Source organism: Streptomyces tendae (genome assembly GCF_014650435.1).
Lineage (GTDB): Bacteria > Actinomycetota > Actinomycetes > Streptomycetales > Streptomycetaceae > Streptomyces > Streptomyces tendae.
The window spans coordinates 62,007-87,920 of record NZ_BMUY01000017.1 but is presented as its reverse complement, the minus strand read 5'-3'; the positions used below and the strand labels follow the sequence as shown (position 1 = coordinate 87,920).

Genomic DNA, 25,914 nt, shown 5'->3' with positions numbered 1-25,914 from the left:
CCGGCCTTCCTTCCGCAGTGCTCAGCGGGCCGCGGCGCGGCGCAGCACGTCCGAGGCGGCCCCGCCGGTGCGCGGCGGCGGGGGCGGTGCCTCCGCCGTGGCGAAGGGCTCCGGCGCCGACGCCGCGTTGGGCCGACGCCCGCCGCGGACCTCGCCGAGGACCTGCCAGCCGTCCCGGGTCAGCGTGATGTACGCGCCGCAGCGCAATCCGTGCAGCGTGCAGGCGTCCCGCAGCCCCCACATCCACGCGCCGTCCTCCTGCGTCCAACGCGCGTCGCCGTCACGGCAGTAGAGCAGCACGGCGGTGCGCACCGGAGTGCGGCGCCGCAGATCGTGCGGGATGACGCGGCGCAACTGGGAGAGCAGCGCGTTGCGGAACACCCAGCCGTCGGCGGGCGAGCGGCGGCTGGTGAACGAGGCGCTGGCGCGCAGTCGTTCGTCCGGGTCGAGTACCGCCACGACCGCCGTCGCCGGTTCGGGGCGGTGCCGCGAGTGCAGTCCGGTGACGACCTCGCGGGGATTGCGCAGCAGCGGGATCCCGGCGGCGGCCCACTCCGCCGGTTCGAGCATGCGGGTGGCGGAAGCGGCGGACGACGAAAACGAGGCCGCCGAGGACGGAGCGAATCCGAAGGTCACGTTCCTCCCTTCGGCTACGCGCCCACACTGCGGGCAGGGTCGGATTCGGGGAGCGCGCACCGCAGCGAAGCCCTGCCGGGTCACGGAAGGGCCGTGCGGGGAGCGGACTTCAATTCTTCCTGTCGAACTTGGATGCGGCAACGAGCAATTGAGACCGAGGACCCATATCGGCCGATGTGCGTTCTATATCCCTACCCGGAGGGGCACCGGGCGACGCATGGGGCACGGCACGCGCCGCGGTCCGTTCCGGATTCGCCGATTGTCGGTGCCATCGGGTTGCATGGGGGTATGGACCACGTGGAACTCCGTACCGAAGCCGACGCCGTCCTCGCCGAGCTCGTCGGCGACCGTGAGGGCGCGGCGCGGCTGCGGGAGGATCAGTGGCAGGCGGTGGCGGCCCTGGTGGAGGAGCACCGGCGTGCTCTGGTGGTGCAGCGCACCGGCTGGGGCAAGTCGGCCGTGTACTTCGTCGCCACCGCCCTGCTCCGGCGGCGTGGCGCGGGGCCCACGGTGATCATCTCGCCGCTGCTGGCGCTGATGCGCAACCAGGTCGAGGCGGCCGCCCGGGCGGGGATCCGCGCCCGCACGATCAACTCCGCGAACCCGGAGGACTGGGAGACGGTCTACGGGGAGGTCGAGCGGGGTGAGACCGACGTCCTCCTCGTGAGCCCGGAGCGTCTCAATTCCCCGGACTTCCGCGATCAGGTTCTGCCGAAGCTCGCGGCCACCACCGGCCTGCTCGTGGTCGACGAGGCGCACTGCATCTCCGACTGGGGCCACGACTTCCGCCCCGACTACCGCCGACTGCGCACCATGCTGGCCGAGCTGCCGGCGGGGGTGCCGGTGCTGGCCACCACCGCGACCGCCAACGCGCGGGTCACGGCCGACGTGGCGGAGCAGCTGGGCACGGGGGGCGGGGACGCCCTGGTGCTGCGGGGGCCGCTCGACCGGGAGAGCCTGCGCCTGGGAGTGCTCGAGCTGCCGGACGCGGCGCACCGGCTGGCGTGGCTGGGGGAGCGGCTGGGGGATCTGCCCGGTTCCGGGATCATCTACACGTTGACGGTGGCGGCGGCGGAAGAGGTCGCGGCCTTCCTGCGGCAGCGCGGTTATCCGGTGGCCTCCTACACGGGCAAGACGGAGAACGCCGACCGGTTGCAGGCGGAGGAGGACCTGCTGGCGAACCGGGTGAAGGCGCTCGTGGCGACGTCGGCCCTGGGCATGGGCTTCGACAAGCCCGACCTGGGCTTCGTCGTGCACCTGGGTTCGCCCTCGTCCCCCATCGCCTACTACCAGCAGGTGGGGCGCGCGGGGCGCGGTGTGGACCACGCGGACGTCCTGCTGCTGCCGGGCCGGGAGGACGAGGCGATCTGGGCCTACTTCGCCTCGGTGGGCTTCCCCCCGGAGGAGCAGGTCCGGCGCACGCTGGCGGTGCTGGAGGAGGCCGGGCGGCCCCTGTCGCTCCCGGGGCTGGAGCCGCTGGTCGACCTCCGCCGTTCGCGGCTGGAGACGATGCTCAAGGTCCTGGACGTGGACGGCGCGGTCAAGCGCGTCAAGGGCGGCTGGACCGCCACGGGACGGCCCTGGGTCTACGACGCCGAGCGGTACGCGTGGGTGGCCCGGCAGCGCCAGGCGGAGCAGCAGGCCATGCGGGACTACGTGGCGACCACGGGGTGCCGCATGGAGTTCCTGCAGCGGCAGCTCGACGACGAGAAGGCGGCCCCCTGCGGTCGCTGCGACACCTGTGCCGGGCCCTGGCTCGCCCCGGCCGTCTCCTCCGCGGCCCTGGCGGCGGCCACGGGCGAGCTGGACCGCCCGGGCGTGGAGGTCGAGCCGCGCAAGATGTGGCCGACCGGGCTCGCCGCGGTGGGGATGGACCTCAAGGGCCGCATCCCAGCGGGGCAGCAGGCCCTCACCGGGCGGGCGCTGGGCAGGCTTTCGGACATCGGCTGGGGCAACCGTCTGCGGCCGCTTCTGTCGGCACAGGCCGCGGACGCCCCGGTCCCGGACGACGTGCTGGCCGCCGTCGTCACGGTGCTGGCCGACTGGGCGCGCTCACCGGGCGGCTGGGCGTCCGGCTCTCCCGACGCGGTGGCGCGGCCGGTGGGCGTCGTCGCCATGCCTTCCCGCACCCGCCCGCACCTGGTCGGCTCACTGGCCGAGGGGGTGGCGCGGGTCGGCAGGCTCCCGCTGCTGGGCAGCCTCGCCCTCACCCCGCAGGCCGACGCGTACGCCGCCCACCGCAGCAACTCCGCGCAGCGGCTGCGCGCCCTGGCCGAGTCGTTCACCGTGCCCGGCGAACTCGCCACGGCCCTGGCCGGCACCCCCGGACCGGTCCTCCTCGTCGACGACTACACCGACTCCGGCTGGACGCTGGCCGTGGGCGCCCGCCTCCTGCGCCAGGCCGGTGCCGGCGAGGTGCTCCCGCTCGTCCTGGCCCTGGCCGGATGAAGCCTTCGGAGAGGGCGGGGGAGGCGGGGAAGGTCCGAGGCGCGCCAGGATGACGCGTCCCTGCCGATAGTTATCCACAGGGCAAAGCGGAACTTCCCGATCCGCGAGATCGTCGAGCCATGACGAACCACAGCGAAACGCCTGGATCCTCCGAGAACGGTGACATCTCGCAGGCCGCACCACCGGACCGGGCACACCGAACCCCGCACGCGGGCCCCGGAGACGAACACCAGGTCACCCTGCGCACCCCCGCAGAGCTCGCCGACGCCCTGCCGTACCTGCTCGGATACCGCCCCGAGGACAGCATCGTCCTGGCCGCCCTGCGCGACAGGGACGGGCGGGGCCGGTTCGGCGGCCGCGCACGCCTCGGCATCCCGGCGAGCCCGGACGACTGGGCGGGCGCCGCCGGGCAACTGGTCCACGGCCTGGTGACCGGAAGCGAGCGCCGAGGGGTGCGCCCCGAGCAGATGGTCGCCTACCTCTGCCAGGAGCCGGGCCGGGGCGAGACCGGTCGGGACGTGATGGAGCGCCTGCGGCCGCTGGCCCAGAAGCTGCGGGTCGAGTGCGGCGCCCTGGACATTCCGGTCGTCGAAGCCCTGTGCATCTCGGAGGGGCGGTTCTGGTCGTACTGCTGCGACGCGGAGGCATGCTGCCCGGCCGAGGGCCTCCCCATGGGGCCGCCGGGTACGTCGGTGCTGGCCGCGGCGGCCACCTACGCCGGTATCCAGGTGCGCGGCTCGCTCAGTGAGCTGCGGGTCAGGATGCTCCCCAGGGAGGACGCGGTGGCGGTCGAGCAGGCGGCGGCCCTGGACGCGACCGCGGCGACGCTGGTCTCCCGGATCCTGGACGCCGACGGCCGCGCGGAGGTGGCCGAGGAGACCCTGGAGTCGGCGGAGCGGATCATGCGACGCCTGGCCGAGGCCCCGTGCGTGTCCGGCGTGCCGGCCGAGGACCTGCGTGACGACCGGCTGCTGGGGCACGACGAGGCGGCGGCGTTGATCCTCGGACTCCAGGACCGGACGACACGCGATCGCGCGGCCGCGTGGATGGAGGGCGACGAGGCGGCCCCCGCGCTGCGTCTCTGGCGGGCCCTGGCCCGCCGCTGCGTCGGGCCGTACGGAGAACACGCGGCCGCGCCGCTCACCCTCGCGGGTTGGGTCGCCTGGTCCGCCGGTGACGAACTGGAGGCGCGGGAGGCACTGGCCATGGCCCTCGGCGCCGACCCCGACTACCTCTTCGCCCGGCTCCTGCACCAGGCGTGCAACGAGGGGCTCGACCCCGAGTCGATCCGCCGCTGCCTGCGCGAGGGCAGGGAAGGAGGCGAGGGCGCCGCGGACGACGACGCACGCGGCGGCCCGTTCACGGGGCGGGAGCCCGTCCGGCCCTCGACGGTCTCGGCTTCGGGCGACCGGCGCCGTACGCGTTCTCCCGCCACGTCCCGCGCCGTCCGCCGGTCTCGGGGGCGCCGGCCACAGGCCGGAAGGGGGCGGGCGGGGCAGAGTACGGGAGCCAAGGGGGTGGCGAGTGCGCCTGAGACGGGTGGCCGCGGCCTGGGAGATGTGGGCGGGCCCCACGAGTCGGCCGCCTCGTCGACATCGCACACCTGACCTGGTGCGACGCGCCCCCGCACAGTGCGCGCATACGGGTGGTGAGACACAGGGCGGAAGGAAGTGGATCAGTACCCCCGGCGGTTGGCGAAGGGAGTGTTTATCGTCAGGCAGACGACTATGATCGCCGCATGCCCTACGACCCGTCAGCGTTTCCGCCCTTCGCCGTCACTGTGGACCTGGTCGTGCTGACCGTGCGTCGTCACTCGCTGTGCGCGCTGGCGGTACGCAGGGGCGAGCCTCCCTTCCAGGGCCGGTGGGCCCTGCCCGGCGGGTTCGTACGGGCCGGTGAGGACCTGGCGCAGGCGGCGGCTCGGGAGCTGGCCGAGGAGACCGGGCTGTGCGTCCACGATCCCGCCGCGCCCAGCCAGGACAACGGTGCCCACCTGGAGCAGCTCGCGACATACGGGGACCCCGAGCGCGACCCCCGTATGCGGGTGGTCAGCGTCGCCCACCTCGCGCTCGCCCCGGACCTGCCCGCACCGCGAGCGGGCGGTGACGCGAGCAACGCCCGCTGGGCCCCGGTCGAGGAACTGCTGGAACAGAGCGGCTACGGCAGGCCCGGGGAGGCGGTGGCGCCGCTCGCCTTCGACCACGCCCGGATTCTGGCGGACGGGGTGGAGCGAGCCCGCTCCAAGATCGAGTACTCCTCCCTGGCCACCGCCTTCTGCCCACCCGAGTTCACCGTGGGCGAGCTGCGCCGTGTCTACGAGGCGGTGTGGAGCGTGGCGCTCGACCCTCGCAACTTCCACCGCAAGGTGACGGGCACTCCGGGCTTCCTCGTCCCCACCGGCGGGACGACCACCCGTCAGGGCGGCCGTCCCGCCCAGCTGTTCCGCGCGGGCGGCGCGACCCTGCTCAACCCCCCGATGCTCCGTCCCGAGGTGTGACCCCGGGTCCACGCGATGCCCGAAAAACCGGATATCACACGCTATTCTGCCAAAGGTGATCCAGGCCTTCGGACTGACCAGCAACCCCCGCAAGGAGCTTCCGCCCGCCGTCGACGACGTCTCGTTCGAGGCGCGCGCGGGCCGCGTCACCGCGCTGCTCGGAGCATCGGGCGCCGGCAAGACGACGGCACTCAGACTCATGCTCGAGCTCCAACGGGGCCGTGGTCTCACCTACTTCAGAGGCCGCCCCCTGCACCGCATCGCCCACCCCGCACACGAGGTGGGCGTGCTGCTGGGAGACGTTCCCGGCCACCCCACCCGTACGGTGCGCGGCCATCTGCGCATGCTGTGCGCGGCCGCCGGCGTCCCCGTCCGCCGGGCGGACGAGGTCCTGGAGTCGGTCGGCCTCGCGAGCCTGCGCGACGAACGCCTCGGCACCCTCTCCCGCGGCATGGACCGACGCCTCGGACTGGCCTGCGCGCTGGTGCCCGACCCGCACACCCTGGTGTTCGACGACCCCGCCGGCACACTCTCCGCCCAGGACGCCCGGCGGCTGCACGGCGCCCTGCGCGCCCATGCCGCCCAGGGCGGCACGGTCCTGTTCACCACGGCCGACCCCAAGGAGGCCGCGCGCAGCGCCGACCACGTCGTCACGCTGGAGCGGGGCAGGGTCGTCGCCGACCAGGAGGCGGCGGAGTTCTCCCGTACCCGGCTGCGGCCCCGCGTCGCCGTCCGCAGCCCGCACGCCGTCCGCCTCGCCGACCTGGTGACGAAGGAGGCACGCACGGCACGCCGTTCCGTCGAGGTGGTCCGCGAGGGCGGCAACCGGCTCGCCGTCTACGGCAGTACGTGCGCCGACATCGGCGAGACGGCCTTCCGGCACGGGATCCTCGTTCACCAACTGGCCGACGAGGTCGGCGACATGGGGCCCGGGGCCGGTGAGATCCCGGCAGCCCGGCAGCAGGAGCGACCGGACGCGGACGGCGGTCGCGCGCAGGACGCCGAGAGGCCGGGCACGCCGTGCCAGGCTCCCGACGCGGGGGGAGGCGCTGTCGCGGACACCGCCGGTGCCGCAGACCGCCCCGCGTCCGGGACCGTCCTGCGCAGAACTCCCGGCCCCCGCCAGGCCCTCCTCCCCGGCCACCGGCCCGGAGCTCCCGGGCTCTCCGCACCCGAGGCCACCCCGCACCGCACAACGCGCCCGGCCGGCAGCCTCACCCCCGGCAGCGCGACGGTCCCAGAAGCGGCCGCCACGCTCCCACCACCCATCTCCGTCCGCTCCGCCCCCGGTCCCCTGCGTCCGCTGCGCTACGAACTCCGGCGCGCGGCGGGTGTCCGTACCGGATTCGTCACCGGCGCGGTCGTGCTCCTGGTGTCCGCCGTCACCGCCGTGGTCCTGGCCCGGATCGGACACACCCCGCAACCGCGGCTCCTGGCCGCGTGGCCGCGCGAGCTCCCGCTGCCGCCCGCCGCACTCGGCGCGGGGCTGCTCGGCGCCCTCGCCTTCGGCGACGAGTTCCGCCACCCCGCCCTGGCCGCGGACCGCGGCACCGTGCCCCGCCGCATGGGGCTGCTGACCGCCAAACTCCTCGTCTCCGGGGCGGCCGCACTGCTGCTGGCCGCCCTGACGGTGGGCTGCGACGCCGAGGTGCTCCGGCTCCTCTACGGCCCGGAGCTCGCGCGGGTTCCCGCCGACTGGCCCGCGCTGAGCGCGGGTTGGCTCGGACTCGTCGTCGGGTGCGCCTGGTCCGGGGTGCTCGCCGCCGGCGTCTTCCGGTCCACCACCGCCGGGCTGGCGGCGGTGGTCGCCGTCCCGGTCGTCGTCGTACCGCTCGTACAGAAGGTCTGGGCGGGCCCGTCCGTACGGACGGCCGCCGGGTTCCCGATGCGGGTGCGCGAGGTCCTCCTGACCCAGTGGCCGTTCGGCGGCGAGCGCTACGTGGCCGAGGTGCTGCGACTGATCGCCCAACCGGTGGGCGGTGCAATGACGTTGTCGCTGACCGCCCTGCTCTGCGCCTATCTGCTCACGACCCTGCGGAGCAGGGTTTGAGACGGCTGTCTCGCCCTTCCGTTCCGACCGTGCGCGCAACTCCCCGGGGAAAGCCCATTTCTTTCCGATAAGGCGTCAATTGCGACGGGGTGAGCGATCACCCTTTCGTGTGCTTTTCACCAAAGACCTCAAGGGAGTTGGGGCCGACGCCGACAAAGGATGCGTGAGTACCCTTGCGCACACCATGATGACCGCCGCCCGTTCCGCCGACTCCGGCCTCGCGAACCCGGGCGAACTCGACCGCTACCCGTACGCGGAGACGCCCCCCGTCGACCGCGTCGGGGCGCCCGCCTGGGAAGGGGTGGAGCCCGAGCTGGGCCGCGTGGGCCGGCGCACCGCGGGCAACCGTGGCCGCGGACTGCACGGGCAACTCGTCCAGCAGCTGGGCCAGATGATCGTTTCGGGCGACCTGGGTGCCGACCGCCCGCTGGTGCCCGAGGAGATCGGGCAGCGTTTCGAGGTCTCCCGCACCGTGGTGCGCGAGTCCCTTCGCGTGCTGGAGGCCAAGGGGCTGGTCAGCGCCCGCCCCAACGTAGGCACCCGGGTGCGTCCCGTCAGTGACTGGAACCTGCTGGATCCGGACATCATCGAATGGCGTGCCTTCGGCCCGCAGCGCGACGACCAGCGCCGCGAGCTGAGCGAGCTGCGCTGGACGATCGAGCCGCTCGCCGCGCGCCTGGCCGCCGGGCACGGACGCGAGGAGGTCCAGCAGCGGCTCTCCGACATGGTCGGGATCATGGGCCACGCCATGGGGCAGGGCGACGCGCTCACCTTCTCGCGCGCCGATGCCGAGTTCCACACCCTGCTCATCCAGGTCGCGGGCAACCGGATGCTGGACCACCTCTCCGGGATCGTCTCCGCCGCCCTCCATGTCTCCGGGGGCCCGGTCACCGGCTGTGACCGGCCGAACGACGTGTCGCTCGCGCAGCACGGCAGGATCGTCGACGCCCTCGCCACCGGCGACGGCGCGGCGGCCGAGGCGGCCATGCGTCAACTTCTGACCGTCCACCCCGAGGTGGAACGCGTGGTGCCCGCCCCTCGCGAGCACTGACCGCTTCCGCCGGACGGCGCGGTCCGGGCCTGCCAAACCCCTCCTGTGGCAGTGGCCGGCCGCCGCCGTCACCGTCGGACCCCGCGGAGCCGCTCATGGGTTCCGCGGGGTCCGACGGTCTGATGAGAGGCTGAGTCTTCCCGGCGTGACCGGGCCGCATGGGTCGGTGACCTTATTCATCCGCATCTGACCGGTTTTGATCGCTTACGGGGTGTGACTCGGGCCACGCGGATTGGGCGTAACGCTCTTGGGAACAACACGATGACCTAAGAGGTGACAGCCGCGGAGGGAATACGGACGCCGTTCACGGCGCTGTGCATCTCCCCGGCCCGCCCGCACCGTCGGCCCATTCCCAAGCCGGTGGTCGGCCCCTGTCCACCGTGGACGGGGCCGGAAGCCGTTTTTCAACGTTCCGAGAGGTTGTTCGTGTCGGCCAGCACATCCCGTACGCTCCCGCCGGAGATCGCCGAGTCCGTCTCTGTCATGGCGCTCATTGAGCGGGGAAAGGCTGAGGGGCAGATCGCCGGCGACGACGTGCGTCGGGCCTTCGAAGCTGACCAGATTCCGGCCACTCAGTGGAAGAACGTACTGCGCAGCCTCAACCAGATCCTCGAGGAAGAGGGTGTGACGCTGATGGTCAGTGCCGCAGAGCCCAAGCGCACCCGAAAGAGCGTCGCAGCGAAGAGTCCCGCCAAGCGCACCGCCACCAAGACGGTCGCGGCCAAGACGGTGACCAGCAGGAAGGCGACCGCTCCCACCGCCCCGGCGGCGCCCGCCACCGAGCCCGCCGTCGAGGAAGAGGCACCCGTCAAGAAGGCGGCGGCCAAGAAGACGACCGCCAAGAAGGCGACGGCGAAGAAGACGACCGCCAAGAAGACGGCGGCCAAGAAGACCACGGCCAAGAAGGAAGACGGCGAGCTTCTCGAGGACGAGGCGACCGAGGAGCCGAAGGCCGCGACGGAGGAGCCCGAGGGCACCGAGAACGCGGGTTTCGTGCTGTCCGACGAGGACGAGGACGACGCTCCGGCCCAGCAGGTCGCCGCGGCCGGTGCCACGGCCGACCCGGTCAAGGACTACCTCAAGCAGATCGGCAAGGTCCCCCTGCTCAACGCCGAGCAGGAGGTCGAACTCGCCAAGCGCATCGAGGCCGGTCTGTTCGCCGAGGACAAGCTGGCGAACTCGGACAAGCTCGCGCCCAAGCTCAAGCGCGAGCTGGAGATCATCGCCGAGGACGGCCGCCGGGCCAAGAACCACCTGCTGGAGGCCAACCTCCGCCTGGTGGTCTCCCTGGCCAAGCGCTACACGGGCCGCGGCATGCTCTTCCTGGACCTCATCCAGGAGGGCAACCTCGGTCTGATCCGCGCCGTGGAGAAGTTCGACTACACCAAGGGCTACAAGTTCTCCACGTACGCCACCTGGTGGATCCGCCAGGCGATCACCCGCGCGATGGCCGACCAGGCCCGCACCATCCGTATCCCGGTGCACATGGTCGAGGTCATCAACAAGCTCGCGCGCGTGCAGCGCCAGATGCTCCAGGACCTGGGCCGCGAGCCCACCCCGGAGGAGCTGGCCAAGGAGCTCGACATGACCCCGGAGAAGGTCATCGAGGTCCAGAAGTACGGCCGCGAGCCGATCTCGCTGCACACCCCGCTGGGCGAGGACGGCGACAGCGAGTTCGGTGACCTCATCGAGGACTCCGAGGCAGTCGTCCCGGCCGACGCGGTCAGCTTCACCCTCCTGCAGGAGCAGCTGCACTCCGTGCTCGACACCCTGTCCGAGCGCGAGGCGGGCGTCGTCTCCATGCGCTTCGGCCTCACCGACGGTCAGCCCAAGACCCTCGACGAGATCGGCAAGGTGTACGGCGTCACGCGTGAGCGCATCCGCCAGATCGAGTCGAAGACCATGTCGAAGCTGCGTCACCCGTCGCGCTCCCAGGTGCTTCGGGACTACCTCGACTAGGTCGCGGCATCGCGACAGGCGCTACGAGCGACACACGAGCGACGAGGCCCGGTTCCGCACGATGCGGAACCGGGCCTTCGCGCTGGGCAGCGGGTGCGCGACGCGGCGTACTGGATCACTCTGGGTGTCTCATGACCACCTAGGAGTGAGGAGCCCGCATGCGTCGTCTCTTTGCCCGGACACTGGCCCGGCCGCTGGTGCTGGCGGCCGCGGCGACCGCGATACCGCTGGGGTCCGCCGCCCCCGCGGCCGCCGACAGCATCGTCGTCGGAGGATTTCCGGTCGAAGTGTCCGACAGCCCGTGGACCGTCGCCCTCTCCAGCCGTGACCGGTTCGGGGGTACGCGGGCGGGACAGTTCTGCGGGGGAGTGGCCGTCGGCCGGACCACCGTGCTCACCGCGGCCCACTGCCTGGGGGAGGAGGTGCTCGGGTCGCCGCCCGAGCAGGTGGGCGACCTGAAGGTCATCGCCGGCCGCACCGATCTGCTCTCGGACCAGGGTCAGGAGATCCCCGTCCGCTCCGTGTGGGTCAATCCGGGGCACGACGACGGCAGCAACGCCGGCGACTTCGCGGTGCTCACTCTCTCCGAAGCCCTTCCCGCCGGCTCCGTCATAGGGATGGCGGCGGAAGGCGACCCCGCGTACACGCCGGACACGGGGGCCCTCGTCTACGGCTGGGGGGACACCTCAGGCGCCGGCGACTACGCGAACGGCCTGCACGCGGCGCGTGTCCGTGTGCTTCCCGACGCCTCCTGCGAGCGGGCGTATCCGGGGAGCGACGACGGGCGGTACCTGCCGAGCACCATGCTCTGCGCCGGGGAGGAGGCCGGCGGCCGCGACGCCTGTCAGGGGGACAGCGGGGGACCGCTCGTCGGCCAGGGTCGGCTCATCGGTCTGGTGTCGTGGGGGAGTGGCTGCGGGCGCCCGGGCAGTCCCGGGGTGTACACACGGGTCTCCTCGATACTGCGGACGCTGGGCTGGGACGGCACGGCCGCCGGCCGGCGCGGGGGCCTCTGAGGGCCGCTGAGAGCCTCTCGGGCACGAGCACGGGCGGCCGCCTCCGGGATCCGGAGGCGGCCGCCCGTTCATCGGCCTGTGCCGATTCGGCTCGTCGTCGGGCGCGTTGAGTCAGCGCTCTTCCTCGGCGGAAGATGCCGGAACGGCCGTCAGCCGCTCCGTCTCGTCCTGTATCTCAGCGGCGATCTTCTTGAGTTCCGGCTCGAACTTGCGACCGTGGTGGGCGCAGAAGAGCAGTTCTCCGCCGCTCAGCAGGACGACGCGCAGGTATGCCTGGGCGCCGCAGCGGTCGCAGCGATCGGCAGCCGTCAGCGGGCTTGCGGAAGTCAGAACAGTAGTCACGTCGCCTCTTCTCTAGCTCGACGAGCTGTCGTACCAGGGTCAACATCCAACCAGCCCCAAAACGTTCCCGCTCGTGGCTTTTCCTCGAAAAAAATTTCCGAGGGGCCGGCTGTTGCCGATTGGCGGCGAATGTGCCGTATTGCGTGTCTCTGTGTCGTACGGGTTCGCGCAGTCGGTCAGTGTCGGTCCCGCCGGCTGGGTTGCCGGTTTGTTCATGAGGACGTGCCCGGAGCCTAAATGGTTCATGCCTCGAAGGGAACGTGATGTGTACTTCACCCCATCGAGGGATCGAACAGACATGCGACGCTGGACTAGGGTGTGTACGCGACGAGGGTGGCGTTACAGCGGCTCTACCAGGGCTCGGTACCCTCTGACCGGTGAACCGAGCCACGCCCTTACCCAGCGGGGCCCCATCTGAAATTCAGCGAGGAGCGAACCGCGTGACCGCCGATACATCCGTGCCGTCCACTGCGCTGCTGGCAGGAGCAGACCGGGACGGGTCCAACTACACCGCGCGGCACCTGCTCGTCCTCGAGGGGCTCGAGGCCGTGCGCAAGCGTCCGGGCATGTACATCGGATCCACCGACAGCCGCGGTCTGATGCACTGCCTGTGGGAGATCATCGACAATTCCGTCGACGAGGCCCTGGGCGGTTACTGCGACCACATCGAGGTGATCCTCCACGACGACGCCTCGGTGGAGGTCCGGGACAACGGCCGGGGCATCCCGGTCGACGTCGAGCCCAAGACCGGCCTGTCCGGTGTCGAGGTCGTCATGACCAAGCTGCACGCCGGCGGCAAGTTCGGCGGTGGCGCCTACGCCGCCTCCGGCGGTCTGCACGGTGTGGGCGCCTCCGTGGTGAACGCCCTGTCCGCCCGCCTGGACATCGAGGTCGACCTCGGTGGGCACACCCACGCCATCAGTTTCCGCCGCGGGGTGCCGGGCGCGTTCGCGGGAGCGGGCCCGGACGCCAAGTTCGACGCCGGGAACGGGCTGCGCAAGGTCAGGAAGGTCCCCAAGAGCCGTCGCGGCACCCGCGTGCGGTACTGGGCGGACCGGCAGATCTTCCTCAGGGACGCCAAGCTCTCCCTGGACACACTGCACCAGCGGGCCCGCCAGACCGCGTTCCTGGTGCCCGGGCTGACCATCGTCGTGCGGGACGAGTTCGGTCTCGGCGACGGCGGCAGCAAGGGTGAGGAGTCGTTCCGCTTCGACGGCGGCATCAGTGAGTTCTGCGAGTACCTGGCCAGTGACCGGCCCGTCTGCGACACCCTCCGCTTCAGCGGGCAGGGTAGCTTCAAGGAGACGGTCCCGGTGCTGGACGAGGAAGGGCAGATGACACCGACGGAGGTCACCCGTGACCTCGGCGTCGACGTCGCGATGCGCTGGGGCACCGGTTACGACACCACGATCAGGTCGTTCGTCAACATCATCGCCACGCCCAAGGGCGGCACCCACGTCGCCGGCTTCGAGCAGGCGGTGGCGAAGACGATGAACGAGGTGCTGCGCACCAAGAAGATGCTGCGCGTCGCCGAGGACGACATCGTCAAGGACGACGCACTGGAGGGCCTGACGGCGGTCGTCACCGTCCGCCTCGCCGAGCCGCAGTTCGAGGGCCAGACCAAGGAGGTCCTCGGCACCTCGGCGGCCCGCAGGATCGTGAACAACGTGATCACCAAGGAACTGAAGGCGTTCCTGACCTCCACCAAGCGTGACGCGGCCCAGCAGGCGCGGGTGGTCATGGAGAAGGCCGTCGCCGCGGCCCGTACCCGTATCGCCGCGCGCCAGCACAAGGACGCCCAGCGCCGCAAGACGGCCCTGGAGTCGTCGTCGCTGCCCGCGAAGCTCGCGGACTGCCGCAGCGACGACGTCGACCGCAGCGAGCTGTTCATCGTCGAGGGCGACTCCGCGCTGGGCACGGCCAAGCTCGCCCGCAACTCCGAGTTCCAGGCGCTGCTGCCGATCCGGGGCAAGATCCTCAACGTCCAGAAGTCGTCCGTCACGGACATGCTGAAGAACGCCGAGTGCGGGGCGATCATCCAGGTCATAGGGGCGGGTTCGGGTCGCACCTTCGACATTGACGCGGCCCGCTACGGCAAGATCATCATGATGACCGACGCCGATGTGGACGGCTCCCACATCCGCACCCTGCTGCTGACCCTCTTCCACCGCTACATGCGGCCCATGGTCGAGGCCGGCCGGGTGTTCGCCGCGGTGCCGCCGCTGCACCGCATCGAGCTGGTCCAGCCGAAGAAGGGCCAGGACAAGTACGTCTACACGTACTCGGACCGGGAGCTGCGCGACAAGCTCATGGAGTTCCAGAGCAAGAACATCCGGTACAAGGACTCCATCCAGCGCTACAAGGGCCTCGGTGAGATGGACGCCGACCAGTTGGCGGAGACCACCATGGACCCGCGCCGCCGCACCCTGCGCCGGATCAACCTGACCGACCTGGACTCCGCCGAGCAGGTCTTCGACCTGCTGATGGGCAACGACGTCGCACCCCGCAAGGAGTTCATCTCCAGTTCGGCGGCGACGCTGGACCGGTCGCGCATCGACGCGTGACCACGCTCAGTCGTCGGACCGGGCCCGGGAGCGAGAACCGGGCCCGGTCCGTCGTGCGGGTTCGGTTCCACGCCGCCGTCCCGGCCCGGTTCCCACACCGCCGTCCCGGCCCGGTTCCACACCGCCGTCCCGGTCCGCTCTCTCCACCCCTGGGTGGAGCGGTGTGAGGGGCGCGGCTCCACCCATGATCCACCCGGGCTCCGATCCCGTGACGTCGCATTTTCCGTAGCGTCGAAGGCGTCGGCGGGACCGCCGCCGGCATCACCTTCTTCCGCTCACGGAGGCACGATGTCCGGGCTCCTCGACGCATTGGCCATCACGGCGGTGGCCGGCCTGGTGATCACCCGGCAGCTGCGCGCCAGCCGGATCGACACCGACCGGCGCTGGTGGGTGCTGCCCGTGGTGCTGGGCGTCGTCGCGCTGCGTGAACCGGGCCTGATCGACGCCCACCACCACACGGCCGCCGTCCTGCTGCTCACCGCCGAGCTGGTCGTCGGCCTGGTCACCGGCGCCGGCTGGGCCTGGACCACCCGGATATGGGTCGAGGCCGACGGCGCCGTGTGGAGCAGGGGCACCCGGGCGAGCATCGCGGTGTGGGCCGTGGGCATCGCACTGCGCGCCGGTCTCTACGGGGTCGGTGCGGTCCTGGGGATGCGGCAGGACAGCTCCGGCCTGCTGCTCGCTCTCGCGGCGACCCTGCTGGTCCGGTCCGGCGTCCTGGCCTGGCGCGTTCAGACCCGGCGTCCAGCCGCGGCGCCCGGTCCCGCGTACCGTGACGCGGTGGCCCGGCCCGCCCGGAAGGAGCCCGCATGACGGAGAACGTGTGGACGAGATGGCCTTCCAGGGAGGCGCTCCTGCCCGAGAGCGTCTCCCGACCCCGCAGGCTCATGTCCTGGGCGGTGCGGCTGACGGTGTTCGGAATGCTCCTGTGGGGCGCGTTCACCAGCAGCCGGCTGCACGGATGGGGCTCGGCGGCGGCGGCCGTCGGTCTGGTGGTCGCCGTGTGCGTGGCATGGGGCTTCTTCCGGACCACGCTCGCGCACCGGGTGTGGCCGTCGCTGGCGCTCGTCGCGGTGCTGCTCGCGATCGCGGTCGCGGCCAGGTCCGTCGGCTTCGAGGGTCCCGCACTGGTCATCTGGTGCGGTTGCGCCGTCGTGGCCCTGGAGCGGCTGCCCTTCGCCTTCGCGCTGCCCGTGACCTCGGTGGCGCTGGTCTCCTATGCCGTGGTCAGCGACGACGCATGGCTGACCACGGTGGCGACGGCGGGCGGACTGGCGCTCGCCGGATACGTCCTGCGACTCGACGCCGAGGCACGGGGAAGCGCGCAGCGGCTGCTGGCCCAGGAGCGGGCCGCTCTGGCGGCCGAGGCGGAGTCCGCGGCACTCGCGGAGCGGGCTCGTATCGCCCGTGAGATCCACGACGTCCTGGCACACAGCCTCTCGGCGCAGATGGTGCACCTGGAGGCGGCCCGGTTGCTGATCGAGCGGGACGCGGACCGGCAGCAGATCCTGGACCGGGTGGTGGCGGCGCGGGGAATGGCCCGCGACGGACTCGCCGAGACCCGGCAGGCGCTGTCCGCGCTGCGGGGCGACCTGACGCCGCTGGAGGACTTCCTGGCCCAGCTCGTCGAGACGGTGGAGAGCGGCGCGGAGGTCACCATTACGGGGGAACGCAGAGCCCTGCCCGCCGAGGCGTCACAGGCCGTGCGCAGAGTGGCCCAGGAGGCCCTGACGAACGCCCGCAGGCACGCCCCCGGCGCCGGCGTGCGGGTGCGGCTGGACTACGGCGCCCACGAAGTGACGCTGGACGTGCGGGACTTTGGAGGCGCGCCGGGCGAAGTCACCGGCAGCGGAGGTGGGTACGGTCTGCTGGGCATGCGGGAGCGTGCCGAGTTGCTGGGCGGCTCGCTGCGGGCAGGTCCGGGCGAGGAGGGGTTCGTGGTGACGTTGAAGGTGCCCGTATGACGGAGGAGCCGGCAAGGACGCCCGCGCGGGTCGTGGTCGCAGACGATCAGACCGTTGTGCGGGAGGGGATCGTGATGCTGCTCGGTCTCCTGCCCGGTGTCGAGGTCGTGGGTGCGGCCGGTGACGGCGAGGAAGCGGTCCGGCTCGTCGCCGAACTCGCTCCGGACGTGGTCCTGATGGACCTGCGCATGCCCAGGTGCGACGGGGTGGAGGCCACCCGCCGGATCCGGTCCGAACACCCCGGGACGCAGGTCGTCGTGCTCACGACGTACGCGGACGACGCGTCGGTGTTCCCCGCGTTGCGGGCCGGGGCGCGCGGCTACCTCACCAAGGACGCGGGCGGGGACGAGATCGTTCGGGCGGTGCACGGCGTCCTGTCCGGGGACGCGGGGCTGGCGCCGAGCATCCAGCGGCGGCTCCTGGAGCGACTGTCCGAGTCCGAAGCCCAGACCGAGTCCCAGCCGCGGCGCGCGGGACCGCCCGAGCCGCCGGACGGGCTCACCGCCCGGGAGACCGAGGTGCTGGTTCTCATCGCCGAAGGGCTCAACAACACACAGATCGCGAGCCGGCTGCAGGTCTCCACAGCGACGGTGAAGACCCACATCAACAACCTGTTCGCCAAGACGGGCATCAAAGACCGTGCGCAGGCGGTGCGTTACGCCTATGGGAAGGGGCTGGTGCGGCCACCGGGGGGATGAATCACCTGATGGGGTGAAGTGCCTGGGGAAGAAGAGTCGGGGATCTTCCCGTTCTGTCCATCCTTGGGCATGCAGTCAAGCAACGATCGGTCCCGCGGTGGTGGGAGCGGTCCCGAAAGCGCGGCCGACCACCGCACGGAGCCCGGTGGGGGCTACGTCGAGACGGCTCCGGGCACGCCGTACGACGGCCCGCGGTACCACGACCCGCGCTACGACGACCCGTGGTACGACGCCCTGGCCTCCGGCTGGGGCGAGTCGGCCGCCCCCGGAGCCGCCGAGCCGACGGTGCCGCCGACGCGTCGGCATGCCACGGGGGAACCGCCCCGGGCCGCCGCCGACGTGTACCTGGAGGTCCAGCGCAGTGCCGCCTTCCAGGAAGTCCGCAGCCGGTACCGGAGGTTCGTGGTGCCGGCCGTCGCTGCCTTCTTCCTCTGGTACGTCGCCTACGTGGTCACCGCCACGACGGCGCCCACCCTGATGGCCCGGCCGGTGGCCGGCGCGGTGAACGTGGCGATGGTCGCCGGGCTCGGGCAGTTCCTCACCACCTTCCTGCTGACCTGGGCCTACGCTCGGCACGCCCGGCTGCGCAGGGACCGGACCGCACTCGAACTGCGCTGGGACACCCAGGAGCTGACGCGCGGGATGCAGGGCGGCGTGTCGTGACGGGCGATCACCAGACGCTGGCCCTGCTGCTGTTCAGCACCTTCGTCGCCGTCACGCTCGGGATCACCACCTGGGTGGGCCGCCACCGGCAGGGATCCGCGGAGGAGTTCTACGCGGGCGGCCGTCTCTTCTCACCGATGGAGAATGGTTTTGCCATCTCCGGCGACTACATGTCGGCCGCCTCCTTCCTCGGCATCTCGGGGCTCATCGCCCTCTACGGCTACGACGGCATGCTCTACTCGGTGGGCTTCCTGGTGGCCTGGCTGGTCGTCCTGTTCCTCGTCGCCGAACTGGTCCGCAACTGCGGTCGGTTCACCCTCGCCGACGTCGTCGCCGCCCGTATGAGGGAGCGACCGGTTCGGATCGCTGCGGGGACCTCCTCGGTCACCGTCTCGATCCTGTACCTCGTGGCGCAGATGGTGGGCGCGGGCAGCCTCGTCGCACTGCTGCTGGGCGGGACGACCGAGGCGGCGCGGACGTGGACCGTCATCGGCGTCGGCGCCCTCATGGTGATCTACGTGTCGCTCGGCGGGATGAGGGCCACCACCTGGATCCAGATCGTGAAGGCGGTCCTGCTGCTCGGTGGCACCGTGGTGCTGACCACGCTCGTCCTGGTGCGCTTCCACGGCGACGTCGACCGGCTGCTGCGCACGGCGGCCGAACGCAGCGGCCACGGCGACGCGTTCCTCGCCCCCGGCCTGGCGTACGGCGGGGACTGGGTCTCCCGCTTCGACTTCATCAGCCTGGGGCTCGCCCTGGTCCTGGGCACGGCCGGGCTGCCGCACATCCTGTCCCGCTTCTACACCGTGCCCACCGCCCGGGCGGCGAGGCGGTCCGTGGTCTGGTCGATCGGTCTCATCGGTGGCTTCTACCTGATGACGATCGTGCTCGGTTTCGGTGCCGCCGCCCTGGTCGGGCCGGACGCCGTACGCGCGTCGAACGCCGCCGGGAACACCGCGGTGCCGCTGCTCGCCCTCGACCTGGGCGGCGGCGCGCAGTCCACCGGCGGGACGGTCCTGTTCGCGGTCGTCGCCGCCGTCGCGTTCGCCACCATCCTCGCGGTGGTCGCCGGCATCACCCTGGCATCCTCGGCGTCCGTGGCCCACGACCTGTACGTGTCCTTGCGGCGCCGCCACTCCAGGCCGCGCAGCGAGGTCGCCGTGGCGCGGGTCGCCGCCGTCGGCATCGGCGCCGTCGCGATCGGGCTCGGTCTGCTCGCCCGTGACCTCAACGTCGCCTTCCTGGTGGGCCTCGCCTTCGCCGTGGCGGCCTCCGCCAATCTGCCGGTGCTGCTCTACTCGCTGTTCTGGCGCGGCTTCACCACACGCGGCGCGGTGTGGGCGGTCTACGGCGGTCTGGTGCCGTCCGTGGTGCTCGTGCTGCTGTCCCCGGTGGTCTCGGGCAGCCCGCAGTCGCTCTTCTCCGGCCTCGACTTCCAGTACTTCCCGCTGCAGAACCCGGGGCTCGTCTCGATCCCGCTGGGCTTCGTCGCCGGCTGGCTGGGCACGGTCACCTCGCCGGAGGCCCCGGACGAGGCCAGGCACGCCGAGACCGAGGTGCGCTCACTGACCGGGGCGGGGGCCGTGTAGGGACTGCGTCCCCCGGGCCCCGGCGCGCCCCGGTGCACCGCGGTCGTCTCAGGTGCGGGTCGCCCACGCGTAGCGGTGCTCGGGGCGGCCCGCCTCGCCGTACTTGAGGGTCAGGACGGCCCGCCCGGTGCGTTCCAGCAGTTTCAGGTAGCGCTGTGCGGTCTGGCGGCTCACGCCGGTCCGCTCCGCGATCTCCTGGGCGGAGAGCGGCCCGTCGGCCGTCAGCAGGCACTGGCGCACCGACTCGGCGGTGGCGGGGGAGTGGCCCTTGGGGAGCCCGGGTTCGGAGGGTGCCGACAGGGCGCCGAAGATCCGGTCGACCTCGGCCTGTTCCGCCTCACCGCCCCCGTCGAGGGTGCGGCGCAGTTCGGCGTACGCCTGCAGTTTGGCGCGCAGACCGGCGAAGGCGAACGGTTTCACCAGGTACTGCAGTGCCCCCTGGCGCATCGCCGCCTGCACGGTCGACACGTCCCGGGCGGCCGTCACCATGATCACGTCGGTCTGGCGTCCCCGCCGCCGCATCTCCTGGACGACCTCCAGACCGGTCCGGTCGGGCAGGTAGTGGTCCAGCAGGATCAGGTCCAGGCGGGGCAGCCGCTCCACCGCGGCCAGTGCCTCCAGCGCACTGTGCGCCTCGGCGGCGACGTGGAAGCCGGGGACCTTCTCGACGTACGCGGCGTTGACGCGCGCGACACGCGTGTCGTCGTCCACGACCAGGACCTCGATCATCGGGACTCCTCCTCGGCGGCGGTGGTCACGGGGGCGGTGAGGGCGGGTTCCGGGGCCGCTTCGGTCAGTGCCTCCGGGAGGACGACGACGAACTCGGCGCCGCCGCCGTACGCCTCCCCGACGGTCGCGCTGCCGCCCTGCCGTTCGGCGAGGCGGCGCACCAGCGGCAGTCCGATGCCGCGCTCGCGGTGGGCCGGCGGCTCCTTGGTGGACCAGCCCTCGGTGAACACCAGCTCCCGGTGGTCCACCGGGATCCCGGGGCCCGTGTCGCGCACCGTGAGCGTGGCGGCGCGCCCCCGGGCACGCAGTTCGACCTCCACGCGCGCGTGCGGCGTCCCCGCGACGGCGTCGAGAGCGTTGTCGACCAGGTTGCCGACGATCGTGACGAGCCCCCGGGGATCGACCAGGCGGTCCGGCAGCCGCGTGCGGTCCGAGACCCACAGGGCGACTCCGCGTTCGGCCGCGACGGTGGCCTTGCCGACCAGCAGCGCGGCGAGCAGGGGGTCCTGGATCCGCTCGGTGATCTGTTCCGCGGTGACCCGGTGGTCGCCGACCACCTCGCCGACGAACTCCACGGCGTCGTCGTACATCTCCAGTTCGAGCAACCCCAGCAGGGTGTGCATGCGGTTGGCGTGCTCGTGGTCCTGTGCGCGCAGCGCGTCGATCAGTCCGCGCGTGGAGTCCAGTTCCCGGCCGAGCTGCTCCAGCTCGGTGCGGTCGCGCAGCGTGGCGACGGCGCCGCCGTCGTCGGTGGGCATCCGGTTGGCGACCAGGACCCGCCGGCCGCGCACGGTCAGCAGGTCGGTGCCGGTCACCCGGCCGGCCAGTACGTCGGCCGTGCGCCCCGCCCCGAGCGCCTCGACGGGGGAGCGGCCGACGGCCTCGGCGCCGATGCCCAGCAGGCGCTGCGCCTCGTCGTTGAGCAGGCGCACCCGGCCGCCGCGGTCCAGGGCGACGACACCCTCCCGGATGCCGTGCAACATGGCCTCACGCTCCGCCAGCAGCCCCGCGATGTCGGAGAACGCCAGGTCACGGGTCTGCCGCTGTACCCGGCGCGAGATGATCCAGGACGCCAGGGCGCCGACGGCCAGCGCGCCGCCGGCGTACGCGAACAGACCGGGGATGGCGTGGATCAGCCGCGCCCGGACGCTGTCGTACGCGATGCCGACCGAGACCGCCCCGACGATCTCGCCGTCGCCGTCGCGCAACGGCACCTTCCCGCGCGCGGAGCGGCCCAGGGTGCCGTCGTCGATCTCCATGACCTCGCGGCCGGCCAGGGCCTGCCCCGGGTCGGTCGAGACGACCTCGCCGATGCGCTCGGGGTCCGTGTGCGACCAGCGCACGCCCTGCCGGTCCATCACGACCACGTACTCCGCCTTGGTGGCCTCCCGTACCCGCTCCGCCTCCCGCTGCACCGGGCCGTTCGCCGTCGGTCGGGTGGTCCGCAGGTCCCGTACGACCTGCGGCTGCTGCGCGGTGGTCTGCGCGATCGCCAGCGCCCGGCGCATCGCCTGGTCGTCCAGCTGGTCGCCGAGCGGCGCCAGGAACAGCCCGGTCGCGAGCACGGCGACGCCCGCGGCGATCGCCAGCTGCATCAGCAGCACCTGGGAGAACACCCGCCGCGGCAGGCCCAGGCGCAGTCGGCGTACGGGGGGAGTGGAGCTCATGGCCACGACGGTACGTGGGGCCGGTGGGATGCCCTAGAGGGGTGTGGCACGTATCTCCCCCGGGGGCGTGCGTCTCCCGTGACGGCGTGCGTTTTCCGTGGGATCAGCTCGCCAGTGCCGCCGCCACCGGCAGGGCGCGCACCGCGGTGACCTCCATCCGCGCCGGCGAGCCCAGCACCGACGCCCCGCAGCTCTCCGGTCGCGGTGGCACCGACGCCCCCTGTACGACGTTGACCCGCCAGTGCCGGCCGTCGCGGTGGGCCAGGGTCACCTCCCAGCGCGGTGCGGCACCGTCCGTCCGTACGACGGTCAGGGCCTCGGCCGTGTCCTCGCCGACGGCCGACCGCAGGGCCAGCTCGGCCGCCTGGCCGGGGCGCTCCCACGCGGAGTTCCCGCGGCAGCCCTCGACCACGATCCGGCCCTCCCGCGCGCTGTGCAGGATCTCCTTGACGGCGTGGGCCTGGACCCGGCCGTAGACGTATCCGTGGGGCAGCACGAGCACCGTCGGTGAGAAGCGGTGGCCGCCCAGATGGGTGACCTCCCAGACGCCGCCGGTTCCGGAGGCGGCGAGCTCGGCCGCGAGGGGCCTCCCGAGGAGGGCGCAGCACCGGTCGCGCTTGCCGTTGGTGCAGACGAGGGCGAGCGGATCGCCCGCGTGGGGGCGGCCGCCCAGCACCGAGTCGAAGCTGTGGTGGTCGCCCCGGCCGAGTGCCGCGAAATCGAGGCCGAGCAGCCGGCCGGGGTCCTCGATCGTGGTGCCGTGCAGCCACCCGTGTCCAGGCACGGTGTGGGCCGCGTACACCGTGCGTTCGGCGGGCGTGCCCCGGTCCGCGTGGCGGCCGGGGCGGCGCACGAGCGCGATGCGTACGCCCGTCCCCTTCACCGCCGTGTCGAGGGCGCGCCCCAGCGAGGTGTCCAGGTGGCTCGAAGTGAGCGCCTTGGCGCCCCACGGGCCGGGCTGTTCGAGCAGCAACCAGGTCCTCGCGACGGGTGCGGTGCCCGAAACGGGCTCGTCGAGGTCCCAGGAGACGGTTGAGCACGTACTCACAGAGGTGAGCCTAACCTGACTTGACCCGCGGCGACTTCCAGCCCCGGCCGAGCACTAGCCCGGCAGTGGCCGCGGCGGCTTCGGACCCGAGTACAGCCCGCTCGGTCGCATCCGCAGCGGGCGCTCCCCGTACTCCTCCAGGGCGTGCGCGATCCAGCCCGCCGTACGGGCCACGGCGAAGATCGTCTCGGCCGCGGTGGGGGCCATGCCGGAGGATGCGGTGAGCACGGCGAGCGCCAGGTCGACGTTGGCGTGCAGCGGGGTGTGGCGGGCGGCGGTGGCCTGGACGTCCCGGGCCGCCGCGAGTGCGGGCGCGGCCCGGGGGGTGTCCTCCAGGAGGGCGAACAGGGCACGAGCGCGCGGGTCCTCGCCGGGGTAGAGCCGGTGTCCCAGCCCCGGGATGCGTCGCCCGGCCCGCAGCTCCTCCGCGACCACCGGCGCCGCGCTGCCCAGATCGAGGACCTCCAGCAGCATCCGGTGTGCGAGTCCCCCGGCGGCGCCGTGCAGCGGTCCCTCGATCACGCCGAGCCCGGCGGACACGGCCGCGTAGGCGTGCGCCCGCGCCGACGCGGCGACGCGCACGGCGAGCGTGGAGGCCGCCAGGTCGTGGTCGGCGAGGAGGCTGAGCGCCGTGTCCAGCGCCCGCAGCGTCGGCTCGTCGGCCTCCTGCCCGCTGAGCCGGGTCCACAGGCGGTGGGCGATCGGGTCCCGGTCGTGTCCGTCGCGCAGTACGGGGGGAAGCGCGGCGACGAGGGTGGGGATGAGGACGCGCGCCGTGCCCAGCACCGCGTCCTCCGACAGGTCGAAGCGGAGGGGGTCCGCGACCGCCGCCGCGATCGCGGCGACGCGGAGCCGGTCGGCGGGGCCGGCGTGCTCGGGCAGCGCGTCGACGGCGCGGCGGGCGACGGACACGGAGGCTTCGGGGGCCCGGAAGGCGGTGCCGGGACGCAGCTGCCCGGTCCAGAGCCACTCGGCCACCTCCTCGTAGGAGTGGCGAGCGGCGAGTTCGACCGCTTCGACGCCCCGGTAGTACAGGCGGTCGGTCTCGATGAGGGTGAGGTGGGTGCGCACGGTCAGCTCCTGACCGGCGGCCGTCGCCCCGGTCGTGCCGCCGTCGCGCCGGTTGCGCCGGGCGAGCGCCCGCACCTCGTCGGCGTCGAAGGTGCTGCCCCGGGAGCCGGGCGCGCGTCGGCTGTCGAGCTGGCCGCGGCTGACGTACGCGTACACGGTCTCGGGCTTCACCCCGAGCAGTTCGGCGGCCTCCCTGGTGGTCAGGCGCCGTTCGCGGTCTGCGGGGTGGTCGGGCTCGTGATCGCGCATGTGGTCACCGTATCGATCGGAGGCGGCTCGTGTTGAGTCGGCATATCGGCTTGCATTGATTCAATCAATATTGACAGATCCATAGTCAAGTGTGGACAGTTGAGTCAAGTTCGAGGAGGTAATCATGTCCGTCAACAGAACCGCAGTCGCCGCAACGCCCGTCGAGGTGCCGCGCGGGCTCGCCGGTGTCGTGGTGGCCGAGACCGAGGTCGGCGACGTACGAGGGCTCGAGGGCTTCTACCACTACCGCCAGTACTCGGCCGTCGAACTCGCACGGAGCCGCGGCTTCGAGGACGTCTGGCATCTCCTGGTCCACGGCGAACTCCCCGACACGCGGCGCGGTGCCGCCTTCGCCGCCGAGACCGCGGCGCTGCGGCGGCTCCCCGACGCGGTGCGCGCCGCCCTGCCCGCCATCGCCGCGGCGGGGGGACGCTCCGGCCCGCTCTCCGGGATGCGCACGGGCCTGTCCCTGCTGGGCGCCGCCCTGGGCTTCGGACCGGTGTACGACCTCTCGGACGCCCGGCGTCGGCAGGACACCCTGGTGGCCGCCGCGGCCGTACCGACGCTGCTGACCGCACTGCACCGGTTGGGGCGGGGACTGGAGCCTGTGGAGCCCCGCGAGGACCTGTCGTACGCCGCGAACTACCTCTACATGTTGACCGGTGAGGAGCCGGACGAGACTCGCGCGCGGGCGATCGAGCAGTACCTGATCTCCACCATTGACCACGGGTTCAACGCGTCCACCTTCACCGCGCGGGTCATCGCGTCGACGGGTGCGGATGTGGCGGCCTGCCTGGCCGGCGCGGTGTCGGCGTTGTCCGGCCCGCTGCACGGCGGCGCGCCCAGCCGGGCGCTGGACACCCTGGACGCGATCGGCACCCCCGACCGCATCGACGCCTGGATCCGGGAGCGGGTGCTGGCCGGTGACCGCATCATGGGTTTCGGTCACGCGGTCTACCGCACGGAGGATCCGCGCTCACGGATGCTCCGGGAGGTGGCGCAGAGCTTCGGCGGACCGCGCGTGGAGTTCGCCGTCGAGGTGGAGCGGCAGGTGGAGGAGATCCTCGCGGAGCTGAAGCCGGGACGCGAACTGCACACCAACGTGGAGTTCTACGCGGGCGTGGTCATGGAACTGTGCGGCCTGCCCCGCGAGATGTTCACGCCCACGTTCGCGGCGGCGCGGGTGGTGGGCTGGAGCGCGAACATCCTGGAACAGGCGCGCGACTCGAAGATCATCCGCCCCGCGGCACGGTACGTGGGGCCCGGAGCGCCGATGAGGGTGCCCGCGGTGGCCTGAGAGACACGAGCGGCCTGGTGCCGTTCGGGCGCCAGGCCTGGTCGGGGGAGCGTCGAGCAAGGACGGGGTGCCGGGTTGCTCGCCGGTGGTGGGTCCGTGCGCCGTCGTCGGTGGATACGGCCGGAGACACGGTTGACGTCAGGCGTCCGGGATGTCCGCCTTGGCCCGGATGAGGGTCTCCCGGCTGACGACCACGATGCGCTCGTAGTCCGCACGGGAGGCATCGGCGGGGAGTTCACCCTGCAGGGTCTCGGTCGCTTCGGTGCCGATGACGGCGAAATTGCCGTCGCTCAGCTCGAAGAGGTCCGGACAGCTTGCTCCCGAGGTACTGCCGCGCGAGCTTGGAGGCACACCGATGCGGCGCACGATTTTCAAG

Annotated in this window: 21 protein-coding genes; 14 read left to right on the top strand and 7 right to left on the bottom strand. The window is 72.4% G+C overall.

Annotated elements, in window-relative coordinates; genetic code table 11:
• Positions 1 to 21: 21 nt before the first annotated feature.
• The gene (locus IE258_RS34225; protein ID WP_189749688.1) at positions 22 to 636 is read right to left on the bottom strand and encodes a hypothetical protein; all 615 of its coding nucleotides are present in this window, start codon (positions 634 to 636) and stop codon (positions 22 to 24) included.
• Positions 637 to 924: 288 nt separating this feature from the next.
• Between IE258_RS34225 and IE258_RS34220 the strand changes: the two genes are divergently transcribed.
• The 7 genes from IE258_RS34220 (at position 925) to IE258_RS34190 (ending at position 11,657) form a co-directional block, all read left to right on the top strand.
• Complete coding sequence (locus tag IE258_RS34220; RefSeq protein ID WP_189749687.1) at positions 925 to 3,084, top strand: RecQ family ATP-dependent DNA helicase; 2,160 nt, start codon at positions 925 to 927, stop codon at positions 3,082 to 3,084.
• 119 nt (positions 3,085 to 3,203) lie between these two features.
• Positions 3,204 to 4,691 (top strand): DUF4192 domain-containing protein, encoded by a 1,488-nt coding sequence (locus IE258_RS34215; protein ID WP_189749685.1) that lies wholly within the window; start codon positions 3,204 to 3,206, stop codon positions 4,689 to 4,691.
• A 131-nt stretch (positions 4,692 to 4,822) separates the two neighbouring features.
• Positions 4,823 to 5,581: an NUDIX hydrolase gene (locus IE258_RS34210; RefSeq protein WP_189749684.1), complete on the top strand. Its 759-nt coding sequence runs from the start codon at positions 4,823 to 4,825 to the stop codon at positions 5,579 to 5,581.
• Between the two features lie 55 nt (positions 5,582 to 5,636).
• Positions 5,637 to 7,631, top strand: a complete 1,995-nt coding sequence (locus IE258_RS34205) for an ABC transporter ATP-binding protein (RefSeq protein WP_189749683.1) — start codon at positions 5,637 to 5,639, stop codon at positions 7,629 to 7,631.
• 163 nt (positions 7,632 to 7,794) lie between these two features.
• Positions 7,795 to 8,682: a sporulation transcriptional regulator WhiH gene (whiH, locus tag IE258_RS34200; protein WP_127893815.1), complete on the top strand. Its 888-nt coding sequence runs from the start codon at positions 7,795 to 7,797 to the stop codon at positions 8,680 to 8,682.
• A gap of 426 nt (positions 8,683 to 9,108) precedes the next feature.
• Complete coding sequence (locus IE258_RS34195; protein ID WP_189749681.1) at positions 9,109 to 10,641, top strand: RNA polymerase sigma factor; 1,533 nt, start codon at positions 9,109 to 9,111, stop codon at positions 10,639 to 10,641.
• A gap of 158 nt (positions 10,642 to 10,799) precedes the next feature.
• On the top strand, positions 10,800 to 11,657 hold the full coding sequence (locus tag IE258_RS34190; RefSeq protein WP_189749679.1) for a S1 family peptidase: 858 nt from the start codon (positions 10,800 to 10,802) through the stop codon (positions 11,655 to 11,657).
• Positions 11,658 to 11,768: 111 nt separating this feature from the next.
• Here IE258_RS34190 and IE258_RS34185 read toward each other — a convergent pair whose 3' ends face one another.
• A complete protein-coding gene (locus tag IE258_RS34185) occupies positions 11,769 to 11,999 on the bottom strand; it encodes a DUF7455 domain-containing protein (protein WP_007445070.1) in 231 nt (76 codons plus the stop codon).
• 440 nt (positions 12,000 to 12,439) lie between these two features.
• Here IE258_RS34185 and IE258_RS34180 point away from each other — a divergent pair, with 440 nt between their 5' ends.
• The 6 genes from IE258_RS34180 to IE258_RS34155 all read left to right on the top strand — a co-directional run bounded on the left by IE258_RS34180 (position 12,440) and on the right by IE258_RS34155 (position 19,477).
• Positions 12,440 to 14,563 carry a DNA gyrase/topoisomerase IV subunit B gene (locus IE258_RS34180; protein ID WP_189749678.1) on the top strand — a complete coding sequence of 708 codons (2,124 nt, stop codon included), beginning with the start codon at positions 12,440 to 12,442 and terminating at the stop codon, positions 14,561 to 14,563.
• Between the two features lie 288 nt (positions 14,564 to 14,851).
• Positions 14,852 to 15,376, top strand: coding sequence for a DUF1453 domain-containing protein (locus tag IE258_RS34175; protein WP_189749676.1), 525 nt, complete (start codon positions 14,852 to 14,854; stop codon positions 15,374 to 15,376).
• Positions 15,373 to 16,527, top strand: a complete 1,155-nt coding sequence (locus IE258_RS34170; protein ID WP_189749675.1) for a sensor histidine kinase — start codon at positions 15,373 to 15,375, stop codon at positions 16,525 to 16,527. Before IE258_RS34175 ends, IE258_RS34170 begins: the two co-directional genes overlap by 4 nt.
• Positions 16,524 to 17,225, top strand: coding sequence for a response regulator transcription factor (locus IE258_RS34165; RefSeq protein WP_159327984.1), 702 nt, complete (start codon positions 16,524 to 16,526; stop codon positions 17,223 to 17,225). The genes IE258_RS34170 and IE258_RS34165 overlap by 4 nt, the downstream gene beginning before the upstream one ends.
• Positions 17,226 to 17,294: 69 nt before the next feature.
• Positions 17,295 to 17,888, top strand: a complete 594-nt coding sequence (locus IE258_RS34160) for a DUF485 domain-containing protein (protein ID WP_189749673.1) — start codon at positions 17,295 to 17,297, stop codon at positions 17,886 to 17,888.
• Complete coding sequence (locus tag IE258_RS34155; RefSeq protein ID WP_189749672.1) at positions 17,885 to 19,477, top strand: monocarboxylic acid transporter; 1,593 nt, start codon at positions 17,885 to 17,887, stop codon at positions 19,475 to 19,477. The genes IE258_RS34160 and IE258_RS34155 overlap by 4 nt, the downstream gene beginning before the upstream one ends.
• 48 nt (positions 19,478 to 19,525) lie before the next feature.
• Here the strand turns inward: IE258_RS34155 and IE258_RS34150 are convergent, their stop codons facing one another.
• The 4 genes from IE258_RS34150 to IE258_RS34135 all read right to left on the bottom strand — a co-directional run bounded on the left by IE258_RS34150 (position 19,526) and on the right by IE258_RS34135 (position 24,241).
• Complete coding sequence (locus IE258_RS34150; protein ID WP_189749670.1) at positions 19,526 to 20,206, bottom strand: response regulator; 681 nt, start codon at positions 20,204 to 20,206, stop codon at positions 19,526 to 19,528.
• Positions 20,203 to 21,873, bottom strand: coding sequence for an ATP-binding protein (locus IE258_RS34145; protein ID WP_164460850.1), 1,671 nt, complete (start codon positions 21,871 to 21,873; stop codon positions 20,203 to 20,205). The genes IE258_RS34150 and IE258_RS34145 overlap by 4 nt, the downstream gene beginning before the upstream one ends.
• Positions 21,874 to 21,976: 103 nt before the next feature.
• Positions 21,977 to 22,921, bottom strand: a complete 945-nt coding sequence (locus tag IE258_RS34140; RefSeq protein ID WP_189749668.1) for a ferredoxin family protein — start codon at positions 22,919 to 22,921, stop codon at positions 21,977 to 21,979.
• 54 nt (positions 22,922 to 22,975) lie between these two features.
• Positions 22,976 to 24,241, bottom strand: coding sequence for a citrate synthase (locus tag IE258_RS34135; RefSeq protein ID WP_189749667.1), 1,266 nt, complete (start codon positions 24,239 to 24,241; stop codon positions 22,976 to 22,978).
• 124 nt (positions 24,242 to 24,365) lie between these two features.
• Here IE258_RS34135 and IE258_RS34130 point away from each other — a divergent pair, with 124 nt between their 5' ends.
• Complete coding sequence (locus IE258_RS34130) at positions 24,366 to 25,538, top strand: citrate synthase/methylcitrate synthase (protein WP_189749666.1); 1,173 nt, start codon at positions 24,366 to 24,368, stop codon at positions 25,536 to 25,538.
• 138 nt (positions 25,539 to 25,676) lie between these two features.
• Here IE258_RS34130 and IE258_RS34125 read toward each other — a convergent pair whose 3' ends face one another.
• Positions 25,677 to 25,913, bottom strand: a complete 237-nt coding sequence (locus IE258_RS34125) for a hypothetical protein (RefSeq protein ID WP_189749664.1) — start codon at positions 25,911 to 25,913, stop codon at positions 25,677 to 25,679.
• Position 25,914: the final 1 nt, after the last annotated feature.

Coding starts and splice junctions, on each gene's coding strand:
- IE258_RS34165 (WP_159327984.1), top strand. CDS start 16,524: ATGACGGAGGAGCCGGCAAGGACGCCCGCGCGGGTCGTGGTCGCAGAC.
- IE258_RS34190 (WP_189749679.1), top strand. CDS start 10,800: ATGCGTCGTCTCTTTGCCCGGACACTGGCCCGGCCGCTGGTGCTGGCG.
- IE258_RS34150 (WP_189749670.1), bottom strand. CDS start 20,206: ATGATCGAGGTCCTGGTCGTGGACGACGACACGCGTGTCGCGCGCGTC.
- IE258_RS34135 (WP_189749667.1), bottom strand. CDS start 24,241: ATGCGCGATCACGAGCCCGACCACCCCGCAGACCGCGAACGGCGCCTG.
- IE258_RS34145 (WP_164460850.1), bottom strand. CDS start 21,873: ATGAGCTCCACTCCCCCCGTACGCCGACTGCGCCTGGGCCTGCCGCGG.
- IE258_RS34175 (WP_189749676.1), top strand. CDS start 14,852: ATGTCCGGGCTCCTCGACGCATTGGCCATCACGGCGGTGGCCGGCCTG.
- IE258_RS34170 (WP_189749675.1), top strand. CDS start 15,373: ATGACGGAGAACGTGTGGACGAGATGGCCTTCCAGGGAGGCGCTCCTG.
- IE258_RS34160 (WP_189749673.1), top strand. CDS start 17,295: ATGCAGTCAAGCAACGATCGGTCCCGCGGTGGTGGGAGCGGTCCCGAA.
- IE258_RS34130 (WP_189749666.1), top strand. CDS start 24,366: ATGTCCGTCAACAGAACCGCAGTCGCCGCAACGCCCGTCGAGGTGCCG.
- IE258_RS34215 (WP_189749685.1), top strand. CDS start 3,204: ATGACGAACCACAGCGAAACGCCTGGATCCTCCGAGAACGGTGACATC.
- IE258_RS34220 (WP_189749687.1), top strand. CDS start 925: ATGGACCACGTGGAACTCCGTACCGAAGCCGACGCCGTCCTCGCCGAG.
- IE258_RS34210 (WP_189749684.1), top strand. CDS start 4,823: ATGCCCTACGACCCGTCAGCGTTTCCGCCCTTCGCCGTCACTGTGGAC.